We start from the raw sequence: 17,503 nt of genomic DNA, 5'->3' as shown, positions 1-17,503 counted from the left end.
TCCGGCCGGAGGTGAAGCACCTGGGCGCCCCCTTCAGGCTCCCCCGGGGCGGCCTTGACAGGGGGCGGAGAGCGTGGGGTACTGCGGATTGCGAAGCCAGGCGGACGTGACGGGGGTGAGTCTCCTGCCGCAGCTGCGTTACCCCACCGTGCCCCAACTCGTCTCGTCCGCCAGGGCGTTGGCCATCCATCGGCCCGCCCTGTGCACCCTGAGACAGGTGGGTGTCTCCCGCGCCGGGCGCCCCCTGCACCTGCTGTCCGTGGGCCATGCCCGACGGGCCGTGCTGGTCGTCGCCGGCGCCCACGCCAACGAGCCGACCGGCGGCTCCACCCTCCTCGCACTTGCCGAACGGGTGCTGCGGGAGCGGGAGCTGCGCACCGACACCTCCTGGCACTTCCTGCTCTGCGCCGACCCCGACGGCGCCAGCCTCCACGTCACCCCGGCGCCGCGCAGTCTGCTCGACTACCACCTCGGCTTCTTCCGGCCGGCCGCCGAGGAGCAGCCGGAGTGGTCGCCGGCGGTGCTGCCGCCGCACCGCCTGCCGCCCGAGACCCGGGCGCTGACCCGGGTCATCGACGAGCTGCGGCCCTACCTCCAGGTGACGCTGCACGGGACCGACCTGGGCGGCAGCTGGGTGCAGCTGACGAAGGACATCCCGGGGCTCGCCGAACCGTTCGCCAAGTCCGCCGCCCAGCTGCACATCCCGGTGGAGACGGGCGCCTCGGACGCCGCGGGCTGGTCCGCGTCCGGGCCGGGCGTGCATGTGATGCCGTCGCCGGGCGCGGGGGCCGCGTACCCGAGCATGCCGGACGACGCGCGGCAAAGCACCTGGTACCACACCCACCGCTACGGCGGCCTGACCGCGGTCGTCGAGGTGCCGATGTGGGCGAGCGACCTGGTGGACGACCCGGCGCCGCATCCCGCGCCGGCCGCCGCGATACGCCGGCTGGCGCGGCGGCTGCTGCGGGACGGGCTGGAGGTGGAGCGGGTGCTCACCGACGCGCTGCCGCGCCTGGAGGGCGTCGACGGGCCGCTGCTGCGGTCCGCGAGGTGGGCGCTGGAGCTGGTTCCGGGGCTGGCCGCGGACTGGATGCACACCCCGCCCGCCGACGACACCATGGCGTACGTCGGGAGCGTGGACGCGTTCGGGCGGCGGTTGCCGTTGCGGGCGGCCGCGATGCTGCTGCGGGTCCTGCGGGAGACCGACGACCGTGCGGCACCCCACCTGGAGCGGCTCGTGGCGACCTGGAGCGACTCCTTCGCCGAACGCTTCCGCGCCCGCTGGGTGCCCCTGGAGCACCAGGTGGAGCACCAGTCCCGCACGGTCGTGGCGGCCGCCCTGCACGCGCGCGAGGAGACCGCCTGAGAAACAGCGCCCACGCGCGCGTGCGGGGCCCGCGGCACAAGGCCGGGGCCGCGACGAGCGGATGCGGCCCCCGCTCGCGTCACCCGTCGAGCGCGAACACCTCCCCCGTGCGTGCCCGCATGGCGCACCGGTTGGGGAAGGTGTGGGCGTACTCGACCGCCCGGCCGCTCCACCTTCCGCGCGCGTGCACGGTGACCGGCGCGTAGATCATCGGGCACATCACGTCCCTGGCCGGGAGCGCGCCGATGTCGCCGCCGACCGCCGCCAGATCGGCGCAGGCCCTGGCCGCGCGCGCGTGCCTGTGGGGCAGATCGCACAGCAGCAGGGAGCCCCGGGTGCCGTCGGCACGTGAGTCGCCCTGGGTGACGGTGAGGTAGAGCCAGTTGCCCGGCAGGTGGTGGCCGGGCGCCGCCTGGGCCAGTGGCGCGGCGGCGAGGAGCAGCGCGGCCGCGAGCAGAGCGCCGCGTACCGCTTTCGCTGTGGTGCTGATCGTCATTCCAAGTGCATCGGCACGGCGGCCCCGGAACCCCACCCCGGCTCACCCGAACGGGAGCACGCGGGCGGGTACCGTTCGGCGAGTTCGAACGCGTGCAGGACGACGCTCGACTGGTACTCGACCTGGCGCGCGACCGGGATCCAGCGGGCCCCGCAGCCGTCGAGGTAGTCGGCGCACCACTCGCCGATGAGCCGGTCCAGGTCGGGCAGCACCCCGGCCGGATCGCGTCCGGCGCCGGTGACGAGCTGGTGCAGCAGGCCCGCCGTGCGCAGGGCGAGCCGCCGGCCGGCGATGCGCAGGGCGGCCAGATGGGCGGTGCTCAGCGGCGGGAGCGGGCGCGTCCCGTCGGCGATGTCGGGGTCCCAGGTGTCGGCGAGTCCGGGGCAGACCAGTAAATAGTCGTCCACCGGGGCGAGCAGGCGGGCCGCGTCCGGCGCGCCCGTGGTGTGCGGGCGCATCCGCGCGAGGAGCCGCTCCAGCAGTTGCGCGTCGCGCCGCAGGGTGTGGCTGACCGTGCGCAGCACGGCGGCGCGGTCGGCGGGCGGGGAGCCGTCCTCGACGGCGGCCACGCCCCACATGGGGGCCTCGACGACGGCCGTGACCGTGCCGTACCGGTGCGGGTGGTACCAGGTCGACTCGACGGCGGCCTCGGTGATGGCGGCGGCCAGGTCGCCGGGGCGGGGCGGCGGGATTCGGTAGACGGCCGGACCGATGTTCGGCCAGTACAGGGTGTCGTAGGGGCCCAGTTCGCGCGGGACGCCGAGGCGGGCGGCGGTGAGCGCGACGCGCTGGGCGAGGCCGGGCAGGTCGCGGGTGAGTTCGACGAAACCGCCGCCGACGTCGACGCCGTGCAGCGAGCACTGCAGAAAGGGCCGCAGCTCGTCCTGGAGGTCGAGCAGGGTGCGGGTCTCCGGCAGGGCGGCCCCCGCCGCTCCGGCGGGCAGCCATTCGGGCTGTTCGTGGAAGCCGGGCCGGAAGAAGTTCCGGAAGTACCGGCCGAGGGTGTACGGGCCCGACAGCCAGCCCTCGTTGCGGCGCAGGCCGTCCGGGTCGAGGCAGAGCAGCAGGTTCCAGGTGGCGTCGACGCCCTCGGTGAACCGGGGGTCGGCCAGGGCCCGTTCGGCGAGCCGCAGCACGGTGGCGCCGCCGACGGGTTCGTTGGCGTGCGGACCGGCGACCACGAGGGCCTGACGGCTGCCGTGACCGACGGAAAGCAGCCACATGGGGATGCCGGCCCGGGAGGTGCCGACGCGGCGCAGACGGGCGTCACGGGGGCGGCGGGCGACCAGTGCCGCCGCCCGCGCGCCGAGCTCGTCGACGGTCGGATAGCGCAGGAGGGGCGGCAGGGCACACCTCCCCGATGCTGTGCCGTCGGCTCACCTGACGTGCATGACGTACGCACAGTCAGTCACGAGTTGGGGGGTACGTCAACACCGCGGAGAGGAAAGGGATTTGAGCCATCACAGCAGCTCAACGCCGTGTCATGCTCAGGCCAAAGCTAAGGGGTGGCTCAGTCGGCGGCGAGCCGGAACGACATCCGCCCGAAGCCGACCTGGTCGCCCTCGCGGACCACGGCGGCGCCGATGACACGCCGTCCGTTGACCGTGGTGCCGTTGGTGGAACCGAGGTCCCGCAGCACCCACATGCCGCCCTGGCGGCTCAGTTCGGCGTGCACGCGGGAGACCGTCTCGTGGGTCAGCCGCAGCCCGTTGGCCGGATCCCGACCGATGCGCAGCGGGTGGCCGCCCGCCGGGTGCGGCAGCAGCAGCTTGGGCAGACGCTCGGCCTGCCAGGCCCTGCGCAGCCGTACGGTGAACCCGGAGACGGCCTCCACGCCGCCGAAGACCAGGCGCGCAAGACGGCTCTCCTGGGGGAGGTCCGCGGTGAGCGCCACGAGCTCGTCGGAGCGGCGGGCGGCGAGGGCCAGCTCCATGCGGCGGATGAACGTGTCGTGCGAGAGCCGCCCCATGGCGACGCCGTCCCGAAGCACCTTCAGCGCCTTGTCGCGCTCCGCGTCGGACAGTCGCGCGGGGTACGTGTTGAACTCGAAGGACGACGTCACGTTGGTGATTGTCGGTCAGTGAACCCCGGGTGTCCAGAAAACGAGAAAAGGGCCGCCACGCGCGCGTATTCACGGCCGCCACGCGCGCGTGTCCGGCGACACCGGCGGGGAAAGGGAGGATTCGAAGGCGTACTGATCTCGTTTGAAGCACCATGGACGGGCTACATCACGGTGAGCAGACGAAGGGGAACCGTCCGTGCAGTTCGAGGTGTGGGCACCGCAGGCCGGCCGTGTGACGCTCCATTGCGACGGCGCCACGCGCGCGTTGGAGCGCGATCCGGAGCGGGAGGGCTGGTGGCGGGGCGAGGCCGACGCGCGGGACGGCTCGCGCTACGGGTTCGCGCTGGACGACGGTCCCGTGCTGCCCGACCCGCGCTCGCGCCGCCAGCCGGACGGCCCGGACGGGCTGAGCGCGGTCGTCGACCAGGGCGGGTACACGTGGCGCTCCGAGTGGGCGGGACGGCAGCTTCCGGGCGCCGTGCTGTACGAGCTGCACGTGGGCACGTACACCCGTGAGGGCACCCTGGACGCCGCCGCCGAGCGGCTCGGTCATCTCGTGGAACTGGGCGTCACGCACGTCGAGTTGATGCCGCTGTGCCCGTTCCCGGGGCGGCACGGCTGGGGGTACGAGGGCGTCTCGCTGTGGGCCGTGCACGAGCCGTACGGCGGGCCCGAGGGGCTGAAACGGTTCGTCGACCGGGCGCACGAGCTGGGACTGGGGGTGGTCCTGGACGTCGTGCACAACCATCTCGGGCCGTCGGGCAACTACCTGCCGGCGTTCGGGCCGTACTTCACGGACACGCACCACACGCCGTGGGGTTCCGCCGTGAACCTGGACGCGCCCGGCTCGGACGAGGTACGGACGTATCTGGTGGACAGTGCCCTGTCCTGGCTGCGGGACTACCGGATCGACGGGTTGCGGCTGGACGCGGTGCACGCGCTGGCGGACACGCGCGCGTGCCACTTCCTGGAGGAGCTGTCGACCGCCGTGGACGCCCTCTCGGGCGACCTGGGGCGCCCGCTGTTCCTGATCGCCGAGTCCGACCTGAACGACCCGCGGCTGATCGCCCCGCGCGCGGAGGGCGGCCTCGGGCTGGACGCGCAGTGGAACGACGACTTCCACCACGCCCTGCACACCGCGCTGACCGGCGAGGCGCAGGGCTACTACGCCGACTTCGGGCGCGCGCCGCTGGCCGCGGTCGCCAAGACGCTCACCGGCGGCTACTTCCACGACGGCACGTACTCGAGCTTCCGGGGCCGCCGTCACGGGCGCCCGCTGGACACCACGCGCGTGGCCGCGCACCGGCTGCTGGGCTACACCCAGACGCACGACCAGGTCGGCAACCGCGCCCAGGGCGACCGCCTGTCCGCCACCCTCTCCCCCGGCCTGCTGGCCTGCGCGGCCGCCCTCGTCCTGACGGCACCCTTCACGCCGATGCTGTTCATGGGCGAGGAGTGGGCGGCGGGGACGCCCTGGCAGTTCTTCACCGACCACACCGACCCGGAGCTCGCCGAGGCGGTACGGCGGGGCCGGCGGCGGGAGTTCGCGGCGCACGGCTGGGCCGAGGAGGACGTGCCGGACCCGCAGGACCCGGCGACCCGGGACCGCTCCTGCCTCGACTGGAGCGAGCCGGAACGCGAGCCCCACGCGCGCGTGCTCGACTGGTACCGGCGTCTCATCGCCCTGCGCCACGAACAGGCCGACCTCACCGACCCCGACCTCGGCGACATCAAGGTCGCCTACGACGAGCAGGACCGCTGGATCGCCTTCCGCCGCGGTGACGTACGGGTCGCGGTGAACCTCGCGAAGGAACCGGCGGCGATCCCGCTGGGCCCCCGCGAGGCACAGGTACTGGCCGCGTGGGAGCCGGTACGGGCCCCGGGCACCGACGGGGTCCTGCACGTACCCGGCGAATCGGCCGTGATCCTCCTCCAGAGCTGACAAAAGCCCACCGCGCCCGCGGCGAACGGGGCTGGTGCGGGTCCCGCGCGCGGGCCGGTGAACCGGGGCTCTGCAGCTCCCGCACGCGGGCCTGCGAACCGGCGCTCTGAAGGCCCCGCACGCGGGCCGGTGAACGGGGGGCGCAGGTTCCGCACGCGGGCCAACCAGGGCTCTGCTGCCGCGCGCGGGCCGCCGGACCGGGGCCCTGCAGCTCCCGCACGCGGGCCTGCGAACCGGCGCTCTGAAGGCCCCGCACGCGGGCCGGTGAACGGGGGGCGCAGGTTCCGCACGCGGGCCAACCAGGGCTCTGCTGCCGCGCGCGGGCTGCCGGATCGGGGCTCTGAAGGCCCCAGTACGCATACCGCCAACGGGGATTCGTGCAAGCCCGCGCGCGGGCGGTTAACCGAGGCTCTGCAGCTGCCGCACGCGGCTCGGTGAACCGGGGCTCTGAAGGCCCAGTGCGCGGGCCACCGAAACGGGGGTCGTGCAAGTTCCCCTCGCGTACCCAACCGGGGCTCCGCAGCTGCCGCACGCGGGTCCCCGGCCGGGGACTCCGGCAGGTCCCTCGGGCCCCCTGACCACGGCCCCGGCAGGTCCCGTGCGGGGGCGGGTGACAGGGCGGGGCCTGCGGGCAAGGCCGAGCCGGTGGGGTTACGGCTCCTCGCCGCCTTCGGTCTCCCGTAGTTCCGTCACTCGTTCCAGCAGGATCGGCTCCCAGGCGCGGTGGAGTTGGAGGCCGAGCACGGGGAGGGGGGCCGGGTCGCCCCGTTCGAGGTGGGTGGCGAGGCGGATCACCGTGTCGCAGCGGGCCAGCCACAGGCCCCGCAGGCAGGGGCGGGCGCCGTACCCGGCGAGGGTGGCGGCGCGGACGGCGGCCGGGGAGCCGACGGCGACCGCGAGGCCCGCGATGTCCTCGGCGGGGTCGCCGACGGCCGCGTCGGTCCAGTCGAGGACGCCGCGCACCCGCCCGTCGGCGCTGACGACGAGGTGCTCGCCCCAAAGGCCGTGGTGGACGAGGACCGCGGTGCCGGGCTGCGCGGCGAGCTGGACGGCGGCCGCGGAGCTGAGCTGGTGCAGCCGTACCGAATCGGACTCGTCGGTTCCGGCGAGCAGGTGGGCGGCCTTCTCGGCCGCCCGGCGCAGGCCCTCCAGGGAGCGCGGGGCGGTGCGCGGGACGCCGAGCGTCTCGGCCTGCCGTACGGGCACCTCGCGCAGCCCGGTGAGCAGCCCCGCGAGGTCCGCTTCGCCGACGGCGGAGACGTCGTGCTCCTCCGCCGTGCCGCCCGGCACCCTGGTGTCGAGCGTGTACGTCAGCCCCGGCGCCCACTCGCCGTGCGCCACGCTGGCCGGGACGGCGAGCGGGAGGTGGGGTCGGACGAGGTCGCGCAGCCGCAGTTCCCGGCGCTGGCGCAGGGCGGCCTCGCGGTCGGGGGCGAGGCGCAGCACATGGCGGGTGCCGACCCACCAGGTGGAGTGCTCTGCGCCCGCGGCGACGGGCCGCACCTCCGGACCGGCCGTCCCCCCGCCGTCCTTGAGCAGGGAACTGACCAGCCGGCGGACGGTGTCCGCGGTGGGTGTCGGTGCCTGGGTCATGGTCGCGCCGTTGTCGCTCGGGGGTGTGCGGAGGCTGCTGGGTCGCTCAGTCCACTATGACCATCTCGCGGTCGGTGGTGTTCAGCCGCCGGCCGCCGTCCTCGGTGACCGTCACGATGTCCTCGATCCGCACCCCGAACCGGCCGGGAAGGTAGACGCCGGGCTCCACCGAGAAGCACATACCGGGCACGAGCGGCTGTCGTTCGCCCTCGATCATGTACGGCGGCTCGTGCGTGGTGACGCCGATGCCGTGCCCGGTGCGGTGGATGAAGTACTCGCCGTACCCGGCGGCCTCGATGACCGCGCGGGCGGCCCGGTCGACCTCCTGGCAGGCCGCGCCCGGCTGCACCGCCCGGAACCCGGCCTCCTGGGCCTCGCGGACCAGGTCGTGCACCCGGCGCTCCTCGTCGGTGGGCTCGCCCACGTGCACGGTGCGGGAGGTGTCGGAGCCGTACCCGTCCTTGAGACCGCCGAAGTCGAGGACGACCATGTCGCCGCGCTCGATGACCCGGTCGCCGACCTCGTGGTGCGGGTTGGCGCCGTTCGGGCCGGAGGCGACGATGGTGAAGTCGACCTGGGAGTGGCCGAAGCGCCGCAGCAGACCGGCGAGGTCGGCGCCGACCTCGGACTCCGTGCGACCCGCGAAGGGAACCTTCCTGATCTCCTCGAACGTCGCGTCGGCGGCCGCGCCCGCGGCCGCCATCAGGTCCAGTTCCGCCGCGTCCTTGACCGCGCGCAGCATCGGCAGGGCCTCGGTGAGGGAGACGTGGCTGGTGCCGGGCAGCACCCGCTGCAGGCCGAGCAGGTGCATCGCCCAGGCGTTGTCGCTGATCCCGAAGCGCCCGCTGACGTCGAGGAGCGCGGCGGTGGCGGCGTAGGGGTCCTTGCCGTCGGTCCAGTCCCGCAGGCTCAGGGCGCCCGCGCCGGGTGCCCTCGCCGCGTCGGGCGCCTCCAGGGTGGGGACGACCAGGACGGGGGCGCGTCCGGGGGCGAGGACCAGCAGGGTGAGCCGTTCGGTGGCCGCGGGGGGCGTGTAGCCGGTCAGCCACACCAGGTCCGGCCCCGGGGCCACGAGAAGCCCGGCGAGACCGGCGTCGGCCGCGGCGCGCGCGGCGCGGTCCATGCGGGCCCGGTAGTCGTCGGCGGTGAAGGGCGCGGGCGCGGTGCCGGTCATCCGGGCCTCCCTGGGCGGGTTGAGGGACCACAAGGGACTACGGGCAGCATCCTGCCCGGACAGCGGGGGCGGCGCGACCGGTCTGCGGGTCCTGGGGCGCCTTCGCCGGTCATGGCGTCAGCTCTCCAGGGCGAGGCGCACGCCGAGGAGCAGCAGCACGCCCCCGGAGACCTGTTCCAGGCGCCGGCGCACCCCGGCGCGGGAGAGCACGGTCCGCAGCCGGCCGACGAACCACACGTACAGGCCGTAGTAACCGATCTCGTAGACCGCCCACAGCGCGGCGAGGCCGATCATGGCGGGCAGGTGCGGGGCTCCCCGGGGCACGAACTGCGGCAGGAAGGACATGGCGAAGATCGCCGCCTTGGGGTTGGCGAGGTTCAGCAGCAGCCCGCCCCGGTAGGCGGCCCAGCCGCTCTTCTCGCCGCCCTCCCAGCCGGCCGCGGCGTCCTCGGTGTGCCGCGCCTGCCGCAGCGCCTGGACGCCGAAGGCGATCAGGACGACCGCGCCGAGAATCCGCGTCACGTCGTACGCCACCTCGGAGGCCGCGAGCAGCGCGGTCAGGCCGAAGGCGGCGACGACTCCCCAGACGAAGACCCCCGTCTCGTTGCCGAGCACGGTCAGCAGACCGGAGCGCCTGCTGCGCAGCGACTGCTTGATGATCAGCACCGTGCTGGGGCCGGGCGAGGCGGCGATGAGGGTGCAGGCGCCGAGGAAGGCGGGGAGGGTGCTCAGCATGCGCCCCATGGTGGTCGGTGCCCGGGGAGCCGGCCAGCGGTTTTCGCCGAACCGGCGCGGGCCGGCTCCGAGGGGTCAGGTGACGACTCCGGGTACGGCCGTCAGCTGCTGGTATGCGCCGCCGCGGTGACGCACGGTCAGCGTGACCCGTGTGCCGGGGCGGGCGTGGGCTACGGCGCGGGCGAGGTCCGCGGCCGTGTCGACGCGGGTCCCGCCGAACGCGAGGAGGACGTCGCCGCGGACCAGGCCGGCCGCGCAGGCGGGGCCGGGGACGTGGACGCCGACGACCAGGGCGCCCGGCCCGCGGTCGTCGACGGCCTCCAGGCCGAGGGTCGCTGCGGCGGGCGCCGGGGACGCGGACGGCGGTGAGGGGACGGGGTGGGCCGTCACCGGGGTGTGCGCCCCGCGCTGCAGGTCGGCGAGCCTGCTCATGCCGATGACCGTCGCGCCGACGGTGCCGATGCCGACGCCGGTCAGCACCAGGACCGCCCCTACGAACAGGCCGAACAGGACGGCCCTGAGCCGCCTCGCGCGCCGGCGCGCGGCATGCGGGCGACGGGCCGGGGCGCCGGGGCGGGCACCGCCGCCGGGGTCCCGGCCGGGCATCGGCTTGGGACGCAATGCAGTCTGTTCCATGGATCGCCTCCGGCTGGAGCACTACCCGGGGCGCCGGCGCACGACGAGCCACGAACGAGTGAGACTGACCCGCGGTCAAGGGCGGGAAGGCGCGCGCCGCCCGGCGTGCGCGCGAGGTCACCCGCGGGCGCCCAGCGCCCGCGCCAGCGTCGCCGCCGCCCCGGCGAGTGACCCCACGTACACCAGTTCCATACGGTGCACCACGCGCGGGTGGGTGAGCGGGACGGCCGTCGCGCCGGGGACCGCCGTGGCCGCCGACTCGGGCAGCAGGGCCAGGCCGTGGCCCGCGGCGGCGAGGGTGGTGAGGGTGCGGACGTCGGTGCCCTCGTAGCGCAGGGCGGGGCGGAAGCCGTGGCCGCCGTTCGCGGCGCGGAGGTGGGCGAGCGGCAGCCCCGCGTCGGGGGCGTCCAGCCACCGGGCGTCGGCGAGGTCGCCGAGGCGCAGCCCGGGTCGCCGGGCGAGAGGGTGGCCGGTGGGCAGGAGGACGCGGACGGGCTCCTCCCCGGCGCCGTGCGTGGTCAGCGGGGCCACGTCGGGCAGCCGCAGGGGGTCGCTGGGGGCGGCCAGGCCGTCGACCAGGCCCAGGTCCGCGGTGCCGGTGGCGACGGCGGCCGGGATCTCCTCGCGCGGCAGTACGCGCAGGGTCACGCCGGCGGCCGGGAGCGCGGCGACGGCACGCGCGGTGAGGGCGGTGGGGGCGGCGGCGAGGGAAAGCCCGTGGGCGGGCGCGGCGGCCATCCGTACGACGTCGGCGCGGGCCGCGTCCAGTCGCAGCAGCAGCGGTCCCGCGTGGTCCAGCAGCCGCTCCCCGGCCGCGGTCGGGGCGACCGGGCGGCGGGTCAGCAGCGTGGCGCCGAGGTCCTGTTCGAGCGCGGCGATGTGCTGGGACACCGCCGACTGGGTGTAGCCGAGCTCGCGCGCGGCCTCGGAGAAGGACGCGAGGCGGGCGACGGTGACGTACGTGCGCAGGAGGTGCGGGTCCATGCGCGGCATCGTCTCATCAGGAGTGCTTATCGAGTGTGCACGAATCATCGTTGGACGCGATCGGGCGGGCGCGCCCAGGATGATCGGCATGACGACCACAGCTCGGATCGCCCTGGTCGGCGACCGCTCCCCCCATGTCGTGGCGCACACGCGCATCCCCCGCCGGCTCGACGCCCTCGCCGAAATCGACCGGCTGGTCCTCGACGCCTACTGGATCCCCTCCGAGGACGCCGGCTCCGCGGGCGCGGTGCGCGGGTTCGACGCCGTGTGGGTGGTGCCGGGCAGCCCCTACCGCGGCCAGGAGGGCGTGCTCGCCGCCATCCGCACGGCCCGCGAGGAGGGCATCCCGTTCCTCGGCACGTGCGGCGGCTTCCAGCACGCCCTGCTGGAGTTCGCGCACACCGTGTGCGGGCTGACCGGGGTGGCGCACGCGGAGAGCGACCCGGACGCCGAGGACCTGCTCATCGAACCGCTGGCCTGTTCCCTCGTCGGCCACGAGGGCGCGGTCCTGCTGGAGCCTGGTTCGCTCGCCCAGTCGGTCATCGGCTCGGAGCGGACCGTCGAACGCTACTTCTGCAGCTACGGCCCCTCCCGCCACCTCGACACCCTGCGCGCGCACGGCATGCGCTTCTCCGGGCACGACGAGGACGGCCACGTCCGCATGGCCGAACTCCCCGGCCACCCCTTCTTCCTGGCCTCCCTCTTCCAGCCCGAGCTGTCCGAGGACGGCTCGCGCCCGCACCCGATGATCCGGGCGCTGGCGCGAGCCGCGGTGGAGCACGCGGCGCGGGCGGAGTCTCAGCCCGTGTGACCCTCGCCGTGGCCGCTTGTCTGTTCCCCCTTGCCTCAGAAGACTCCTGGCATCCCGGCGAAGTTCCCTGAATGTCCCGTTCCGCACGGCAGGTTTCACTGGAGGGTGACAGCGGCTCGCGGATCGGGCAGGAAACCGTGGGTGCGCCGGGCGAGGTGGTCCGCCTTGTAACGGTCCACCAAGCGGTGCCAGTTGAGGATGCCGGCCATCCAGTTCTCCAGGTCGGCCACATAGCCGCGCATGACCTCGCGGGCCTCCTCCGACAGGTCGAAGTCGTCGTACACGACGGGCAGTTCGTGGGCGGCGACGTGCTGGAACTGGCGCATCCGCTGGGTCATGAGGTCGTGGACGACCGACAGCGCGCTCGGGTAGTCGACGCCGAAGAAGTTCTGCACGACGAGGATCGCGTTGTGGATCTCGCCCTCGTACTCGATCTCCTTCTGGTACGAGAAGACGTCGTTGAGGAGGCAGGCGTAGTCGACGGCGGCGTTCTCCAGGGAGCGGACGGGTCCGCTGCGGTAGACCTCGGGCGGTACGGCGGGGCCGTGGCCCAGGCGGCACAGGCTGAGGGTGAGGTCGGAGCCGAAGGTGGCGCGGCGCATCTCCAGGTAGTCGACCGGGTCGGGGATGCGGTTCTGCAGCTGGTTGGACAGCTCCCACACCCAGCTCTCGGTCATGACGTTGACCGCGTCCTTGAGGAAGCGCCTCTCGTCGGGGGTCATCTCCGCCGTGGTGCGCGCCCACAGGTCGGCCAGTCCGCGCTCCATGCCGTTGGCCGGGACGAGGACCGGTTCGCCCTCGACGGGCATGCAGTCCGCCAGGCGGCGGGTGGTGAGGCGGGCGGCGGCCAGGTCGCGGCGGTGGCCGTGGACCAGCGGGTAGTAGTCGTCGCCGTACGTGCCCCAGGCGAGCCACTGGGAGGCGAGGTCGAGGGCCTCGGGCGTGGCGTCCGGGTCGAGGCCGGCGGCGCACAGGGCGAGGTCGGCGGCGGCGAGCCTGTCCTCGTCCCAGACGCCCTCCCGCAGCATGCCCATGCGGTGCATCCAGCCGGTGAGGTGCTCGCGGGCGCCGGGCAGGTGCGGGCTCAGCTCGACCTGGAAGGGCATGGGGAAGTCGGGCAGCAGGGACGGTCCGACCTTCTGGTACGGCACGTGCGTGTACGCGCGCAGGCGCTCGGCGCCGGCCGCGGCGAGCAGCGCCCCGACGTCGGCGGCGGAGGATCCGGGGCCGGTCAGGCCGTGCCAGGGCCTGACGGCACGCGCGCGTGCGTTCATGTAGCGGCTCGAGCGCATGTGCCACTCGTGGCCGCCGGACTGCCAGTCCTGCAGGCCCTGGGCGTACCGGGCGACGGCGGCGACCTCGGGCGGGGTGAGTCCCTGGTCCAGGGCGACGGCGGGGACCTCGGTGAGCGCGGTGTGCTCGAACTGGTGCAGACGGGAGGTCAGGACGTCGTTGACGGTGTCGGCGGCCTCCTGGGTGGTGCAGCCGAAGAAGGTCTCCAGGACCAGCACGCCGTTGCTGAGCTCGCCCTCGTCCTCGACCTCGCGCTGGTAGGAGAACAGGTCGTTGCGCAGATGGACGGCGTCGGAGAAGGTCTCCATCAGCACCCGCAGCGGCCTCGACGCGGCGACCGACGCCGGGACCTCGGCCGTCGCGTACTCCACGAGGCCCGCCGACCAGGGCGCGCCGCCGACCTTGCGGCGCATCTCGATGTACTCGACCGGGTTGGCGATCCGGCCCTCGTTGATGTTGGACAGCTCCCACAAGGACTCGTTCAGCAGATGCTCGGTCGCCACGGCGAAACGGCGGCGCCAGTCGGCGGACATCGACGGCACGGTGCGCGTCCACAGGTCCGCGAGGCCCGCCTCGACCGGGTTGTGCGGCTCGGGCACGGGGGTCGCCGGGTCCATCGGCATGAACAGCGGCAGCCGGTCCAGGTAGGCCTTGCCGCCGGCCCGGTCCTGGGTGCGTTTGAAGGTCTCCAGGAAGTGGTCGTCGAAGAAGAACACCCACACGTACCAGTCGGTGATCAGGGAGAGCGCCGGGCCGTCGCAGTCGGGGTGGGTGTAGGCGCACAGCAGTCCGTAGTCGTGCGCGTCGAGGTCGGACTGCTCCCAGATCCCGGACCCCTCCAGCATGCCCATCTCGCGCGCCCACGCCGTCGAGTGGGCGCGCGCCTCGTCGACATGCGGGTTCAGCCGCGCGGGGTACGGCATGTAGAAGTGCGGGAGTTCGAAGGGCTGCTGCGTCATGGCCGGGCCCTACCCCGGGCCTTCGGGGGGCATCCGCCAGCCGGGGCGTGATCACACCATCGCGTGAATCGACGGGGAATGCGGGAACCGGGGAAAGCGGGAACCGGGGAATGCGGCAACCGGGCCGGGGCTCATGCTCCCCGCACGGCCCGCCCCACCTCCGCCCGCAGCGCGATGAACTCCGGCAGGCCTCGGGTGCCGATCTGCTCGCGTTTGCCGGGGAGTTCGACGGGGAGTTCGAGGACGACGCGGGAGGCGGGGCCCGGCGAGAGGACGACGACGCGGTCGCCGACGTAGACGCTCTCGTCGATGTCGTGGGTGACGAACACGATGGTGGTGTCGTCGGTGAGGTGCACCTGAAGGAGGAGGTCCTTCAGGTCCTCCCGGGTCTGGGCGTCCAGGGAGCCGAGGGGTTCGTCCATCAGCAGCAGCGAGGGACGGCGGACCAGGGCGCGGGCGATGGCGACGCGTTGCCGCATGCCGCCGGAGAGCTGCCAGGGGTGGCGGCGGGCGGCGCCGTCCAGGCCGACGCGCTCCAGGATGCGGTCGGCCTCGGCCCGCCGCGCGGCCCGGTCAAGGCCCCGGCGGAGCCGCGGGAGCGCCACGTTGTCGCGGACGGTGAGCCAGGGGAAGAGGGAGCGGCCGTAGTCCTGGAAGACGACGGCGAGATGGTCGGGTACGCCGGAGACGGGCACCCCGTCCAGGGTGACCGTGCCTGCGCGGGGCGCCTGGAGGAGCCGGCGACGGTGCGCAGCGGTGTGGACTTGCCGCAGCCCGACGGGCCGACGACGCACAGCAGTTGGCCGTCGGGGACGGTGAGGGTGATGTCGTGCAGGACGGGGTGGTCGCCGTAGCGCTGGCCGAGGGCGTCGAGGCGGAGGGTCACATGCGGCCGGTGAGCGGCCCGGCGACAGGCGCAGCAACGTGTGCGCCGGGCGCGTTCCCTTGCCCGGGCCCCGGCCGTGACGTCACCGTGGTCGCATGACCATGCGCGAGGACCCGGCCGTCCCGGACGTCTTCGATCCGCGGCGCTATGCCGCCGGGGTGCCGTACGACGCCTACCGCGTGCTGCGCGACCACCATCCCGTGGCCTGGCAGGAGGAGCCGGAGGTGCTGGGCTGGCCCGCCGGTCCCGGGTTCTGGGCGGTGACCCGGCACGCGGACGTCGTCCGGGTGCTGAAGGACTCGGGGACGTACTCCTCCCGTCTCGGCGCCACGCAGATCCGCGACCCCGATCCGGCGGACCTGCCGTTCATCCGGCGCATGATGCTCAATCAGGATCCGCCGCAGCACGGCAGGTTGCGGCGTCTGGTCAGTCGCGCGTTCACCCCGGGCCGCGTCGACCGGTTCACCGCCGTCGCCCGGGAGCGGGCCCGCACCCTGCTCGACGAGGCCCTGCGCACGGCGCGGGCGGCGGACGGCACCGTGGATCTCGTCGGCGTCGTCACCGACGACTACGCGCTGCTCAACCTGTCCGACCTGCTCGGCGTCCCGGACTCCGACCGGGATCTGCTGCTGCACTGGACCCGGCGCATCATCGGCTACCAGGACCCGGACGAGGCCGGTCCACCCGCGCTCGACGCGGCGGGCAAGCCGGTCAACCCCCGCTCCCCCGCCGCCCTGGCCGACATGTTCGCCTACGCCCAGCGGCTGGCCGCCCACAAGCGCCGCCATCCCGCCGACGACGTGATGACGACGCTCGCCCACGAGCCCGAACTCGCCGACACGGAGCTGGAGATGTTCTTCTTCCTGCTCACGGTCGCGGGCAACGACACCGTACGCAGCGCGGCCCCGGGCGGCCTGCGGATCCTGGCCGAGCACCCGGAGGCGTACGAGCGGCTCCGCGCCGGGAAGGCCGAACTGCCCCTCGCGGTGGAGGAGTTGCTGCGCCTGCATCCGCCCGTGCTCACCTTCCGCCGGACCGCCGCCCAGGACACCATCCTTGCCGGGCGCCGCATCCGCGCCGGGGACAAGGTGGTCGTCTTCCACGCCTCCGCCAACCACGACGAGCGGGTCTTCACCGACCCCGACCGCCTCGATCTCGCCCGCACCCCGAACCCGCACGTGTCCTTCGGCGACGGCCCCCACGTCTGTCTGGGCGCCCACTTCGCCCGGCTGCAACTGCGGGTCCTCTACGCCGAGGCGCTGCACACCCTGCCGGTCCTGCGCCCGGCCGGACCGGCCCGGCGCCTGGTGTCGAACTTCATCAACGGCATCAAGTCGCTGCCCACACAGGTCTGTTGAGCAGGTGTGTTGAGGCGGATCAGGTCCGCACCTGGATCAGCGCGTGGGTCCCGCCGGTACGCCAGCGCTGCCCCTCCGCCGCCACCAGAGCGGACTCCGTGTCCGCGGCGAGACCCGTGATCACGTCGGACTTCAGGGTGCGCAGGGCCGCCACGGGTGTGGGGAAGTGAGCGGTGACCCCGGCGAACGGGGTGGTGGGCGGCCAGAGGCGGTCGCCCACCAGGCGACGGTAGTTGAGGTCGCCCTTGACGATGGTCAGGGTGCTCGGGGCGAGGTCGTCGCGGAGGTCGGCGGGCAGGTCGGCGAAGGGCAGCGGGGCGGCGGCGAAGGGGTGGGCACGGAGGGTGAGACGCCCGTCGGTCATCGCCGACCACAGCACCTGCCCGTACGCGGCCGCCGCGCCCTCCGCCCCGTTCAGCCGTCGCAGCGCGTCGAGCACGTCGGCGGTCGTCGCGTCGGAGACGTAGTACGGGTACGGCTTCACGTGCAGGAACGCCCGCTCCACCCGGCCGCTCCGGAGGAGGTGGGCGATGAGGAGCAGGTCGGGGATGAGTTCGCGGCCCACGTTGTCGGCGATCAGGGACAGGGTGGCGGCGCCGGAGGGCGGGAGCAGGGACCAGAGCAGGTCGCTGTCGTCGGCGACCAGGCCGGGTGCGGCCTCCTTGGCGCCGGCGCTCGCGTCGGAGAGACGGAAGCCGAGGTCGGCGCGGTTGCCCCAGAGGGAGCCGTGCAGCAGGGCATGCGCCTGTTCGGCGGGCGGCAGGCCGGCGAGGCGGTCGAGTGCGGCCAGTTCCTCCGCCGTCTCCGGGGCGTCCAGCTCGGCCAGTTTGGAGGGGCGGAAGGGGTCGATGCCCTGCCAGGGTCCTTCGGCGAAGTAGCCGACCGCTTCGAGGAGTTGGCGGTAGAAGTAGCTCTCGGACCACAGCCAGGGGAGGTCGTACCAGGAACGGCCGACGTACTCGTCCAGACCCCACCGCGTCCAGCGGTCACGGTCGTGGGCGTCGGTCGGGAGCGGTTCGACGACGCCCTTGGCGCAGCTTTCCAGGAGGGCGTCGAGGGCGCGGTGCCGGGCGGGGCCGTAGGGGAAGGCCTCCCGGACCTGCCGGATGATCGCGGGGTGCCGCTCGGCGAGGACGCCGTGCGGGAAGGTGCCCGGCTCGTTGCCGAGGATCACGGGCGGCGCGGACGGGGTGTCGGGCATGCGCCTC

The 17,503-nt window shown here is 74.1% G+C and carries 14 protein-coding genes and 1 pseudogene; 4 read left to right on the top strand and 11 right to left on the bottom strand.

The window, feature by feature from the left end; genetic code table 11:
* The first annotated feature begins 115 nt into the window (after positions 1-115).
* Entirely contained in the window at positions 116-1,366 is a 1,251-nt protein-coding gene (locus MKW14_RS11110; protein WP_240861697.1) for a M14 family zinc carboxypeptidase, read from the top strand.
* Between the two features lie 79 nt (positions 1,367-1,445).
* Here the strand turns inward: MKW14_RS11110 and MKW14_RS11105 are convergent, their stop codons facing one another.
* From MKW14_RS11105 to MKW14_RS11095, 3 genes are all read right to left on the bottom strand, one after another.
* A complete protein-coding gene (locus tag MKW14_RS11105) occupies positions 1,446-1,862 on the bottom strand; it encodes an SSI family serine proteinase inhibitor (RefSeq protein WP_240861696.1) in 417 nt (138 codons plus the stop codon).
* A complete protein-coding gene (locus MKW14_RS11100; RefSeq protein ID WP_240861831.1) occupies positions 1,859-3,208 on the bottom strand; it encodes a M14 family zinc carboxypeptidase in 1,350 nt (449 codons plus the stop codon). Before MKW14_RS11100 ends, MKW14_RS11105 begins: the two co-directional genes overlap by 4 nt.
* A 164-nt stretch (positions 3,209-3,372) precedes the next feature.
* On the bottom strand, positions 3,373-3,924 hold the full coding sequence (locus MKW14_RS11095) for an FHA domain-containing protein (protein ID WP_240861695.1): 552 nt from the start codon (positions 3,922-3,924) through the stop codon (positions 3,373-3,375).
* 196 nt (positions 3,925-4,120) lie between these two features.
* On the opposite strand from MKW14_RS11095, the gene treZ reads away from it, so the two are divergent.
* On the top strand, positions 4,121-5,866 hold the full coding sequence (gene treZ / locus MKW14_RS11090) for a malto-oligosyltrehalose trehalohydrolase (RefSeq protein ID WP_240861694.1): 1,746 nt from the start codon (positions 4,121-4,123) through the stop codon (positions 5,864-5,866).
* Positions 5,867-6,517: 651 nt separating this feature from the next.
* Here the strand turns inward: treZ and MKW14_RS11085 are convergent.
* The 5 genes from MKW14_RS11085 to MKW14_RS11065 form a co-directional block, all read right to left on the bottom strand.
* On the bottom strand, positions 6,518-7,459 hold the full coding sequence (locus MKW14_RS11085; RefSeq protein ID WP_240861693.1) for an aminoglycoside phosphotransferase family protein: 942 nt from the start codon (positions 7,457-7,459) through the stop codon (positions 6,518-6,520).
* Positions 7,460-7,505: 46 nt separating this feature from the next.
* A complete protein-coding gene (locus MKW14_RS11080; RefSeq protein ID WP_240861692.1) occupies positions 7,506-8,633 on the bottom strand; it encodes an aminopeptidase P family protein in 1,128 nt (375 codons plus the stop codon).
* A 117-nt stretch (positions 8,634-8,750) separates the two neighbouring features.
* Complete coding sequence (locus MKW14_RS11075; protein WP_240861689.1) at positions 8,751-9,368, bottom strand: LysE family translocator; 618 nt, start codon at positions 9,366-9,368, stop codon at positions 8,751-8,753.
* Between the two features lie 75 nt (positions 9,369-9,443).
* Positions 9,444-10,004 (bottom strand): PDZ domain-containing protein, encoded by a 561-nt coding sequence (locus MKW14_RS11070; RefSeq protein ID WP_240861688.1) that lies wholly within the window; start codon positions 10,002-10,004, stop codon positions 9,444-9,446.
* Positions 10,005-10,121: 117 nt separating this feature from the next.
* Positions 10,122-10,988, bottom strand: a complete 867-nt coding sequence (locus tag MKW14_RS11065) for a LysR family transcriptional regulator (protein WP_240861685.1) — start codon at positions 10,986-10,988, stop codon at positions 10,122-10,124.
* Positions 10,989-11,076: 88 nt separating this feature from the next.
* Between MKW14_RS11065 and MKW14_RS11060 the strand changes: the two genes are divergently transcribed.
* Entirely contained in the window at positions 11,077-11,799 is a 723-nt protein-coding gene (locus MKW14_RS11060; protein WP_240861683.1) for a CTP synthase C-terminal region-related (seleno)protein, read from the top strand.
* A 95-nt stretch (positions 11,800-11,894) separates the two neighbouring features.
* On the opposite strand, the gene cyc2 is transcribed toward MKW14_RS11060, so the two are convergent.
* Both cyc2 and MKW14_RS11050 read right to left on the bottom strand, forming a co-directional pair.
* A complete protein-coding gene (gene cyc2 / locus MKW14_RS11055) occupies positions 11,895-14,051 on the bottom strand; it encodes a germacradienol/geosmin synthase Cyc2 (RefSeq protein ID WP_240861682.1) in 2,157 nt (718 codons plus the stop codon).
* Between the two features lie 131 nt (positions 14,052-14,182).
* Positions 14,183-14,937: pseudogene (locus tag MKW14_RS11050) on the bottom strand (ABC transporter ATP-binding protein).
* A gap of 95 nt (positions 14,938-15,032) precedes the next feature.
* On the opposite strand from MKW14_RS11050, the gene MKW14_RS11045 reads away from it, so the two are divergent.
* Positions 15,033-16,295, top strand: a complete 1,263-nt coding sequence (locus tag MKW14_RS11045; RefSeq protein WP_240861680.1) for a cytochrome P450 — start codon at positions 15,033-15,035, stop codon at positions 16,293-16,295.
* Positions 16,296-16,314: 19 nt separating this feature from the next.
* On the opposite strand, the gene MKW14_RS11040 is transcribed toward MKW14_RS11045, so the two are convergent.
* Entirely contained in the window at positions 16,315-17,496 is a 1,182-nt protein-coding gene (locus MKW14_RS11040) for a damage-control phosphatase ARMT1 family protein (RefSeq protein WP_240861678.1), read from the bottom strand.
* Between the last annotated feature and the right edge of the window lie 7 nt (positions 17,497-17,503).

Source organism: Streptomyces gilvus (genome assembly GCF_022513565.1).
In the GTDB taxonomy this organism is placed as follows: Bacteria; Actinomycetota; Actinomycetes; order Streptomycetales; family Streptomycetaceae; genus Streptomyces; species Streptomyces gilvus.
Note: the sequence above shows the minus strand (reverse complement) of the source record. Positions and strands in the feature narration are given on the sequence as shown.

Coding starts and splice junctions, on each gene's coding strand:
- cyc2 (WP_240861682.1), bottom strand. CDS start 14,051: ATGACGCAGCAGCCCTTCGAACTCCCGCACTTCTACATGCCGTACCCC.
- MKW14_RS11070 (WP_240861688.1), bottom strand. CDS start 10,004: ATGGAACAGACTGCATTGCGTCCCAAGCCGATGCCCGGCCGGGACCCC.
- MKW14_RS11075 (WP_240861689.1), bottom strand. CDS start 9,368: ATGCTGAGCACCCTCCCCGCCTTCCTCGGCGCCTGCACCCTCATCGCC.
- MKW14_RS11065 (WP_240861685.1), bottom strand. CDS start 10,988: ATGGACCCGCACCTCCTGCGCACGTACGTCACCGTCGCCCGCCTCGCG.
- MKW14_RS11105 (WP_240861696.1), bottom strand. CDS start 1,862: ATGACGATCAGCACCACAGCGAAAGCGGTACGCGGCGCTCTGCTCGCG.
- MKW14_RS11080 (WP_240861692.1), bottom strand. CDS start 8,633: ATGACCGGCACCGCGCCCGCGCCCTTCACCGCCGACGACTACCGGGCC.
- MKW14_RS11040 (WP_240861678.1), bottom strand. CDS start 17,496: ATGCCCGACACCCCGTCCGCGCCGCCCGTGATCCTCGGCAACGAGCCG.
- MKW14_RS11060 (WP_240861683.1), top strand. CDS start 11,077: ATGACGACCACAGCTCGGATCGCCCTGGTCGGCGACCGCTCCCCCCAT.
- MKW14_RS11085 (WP_240861693.1), bottom strand. CDS start 7,459: ATGACCCAGGCACCGACACCCACCGCGGACACCGTCCGCCGGCTGGTC.
- MKW14_RS11045 (WP_240861680.1), top strand. CDS start 15,033: ATGACCATGCGCGAGGACCCGGCCGTCCCGGACGTCTTCGATCCGCGG.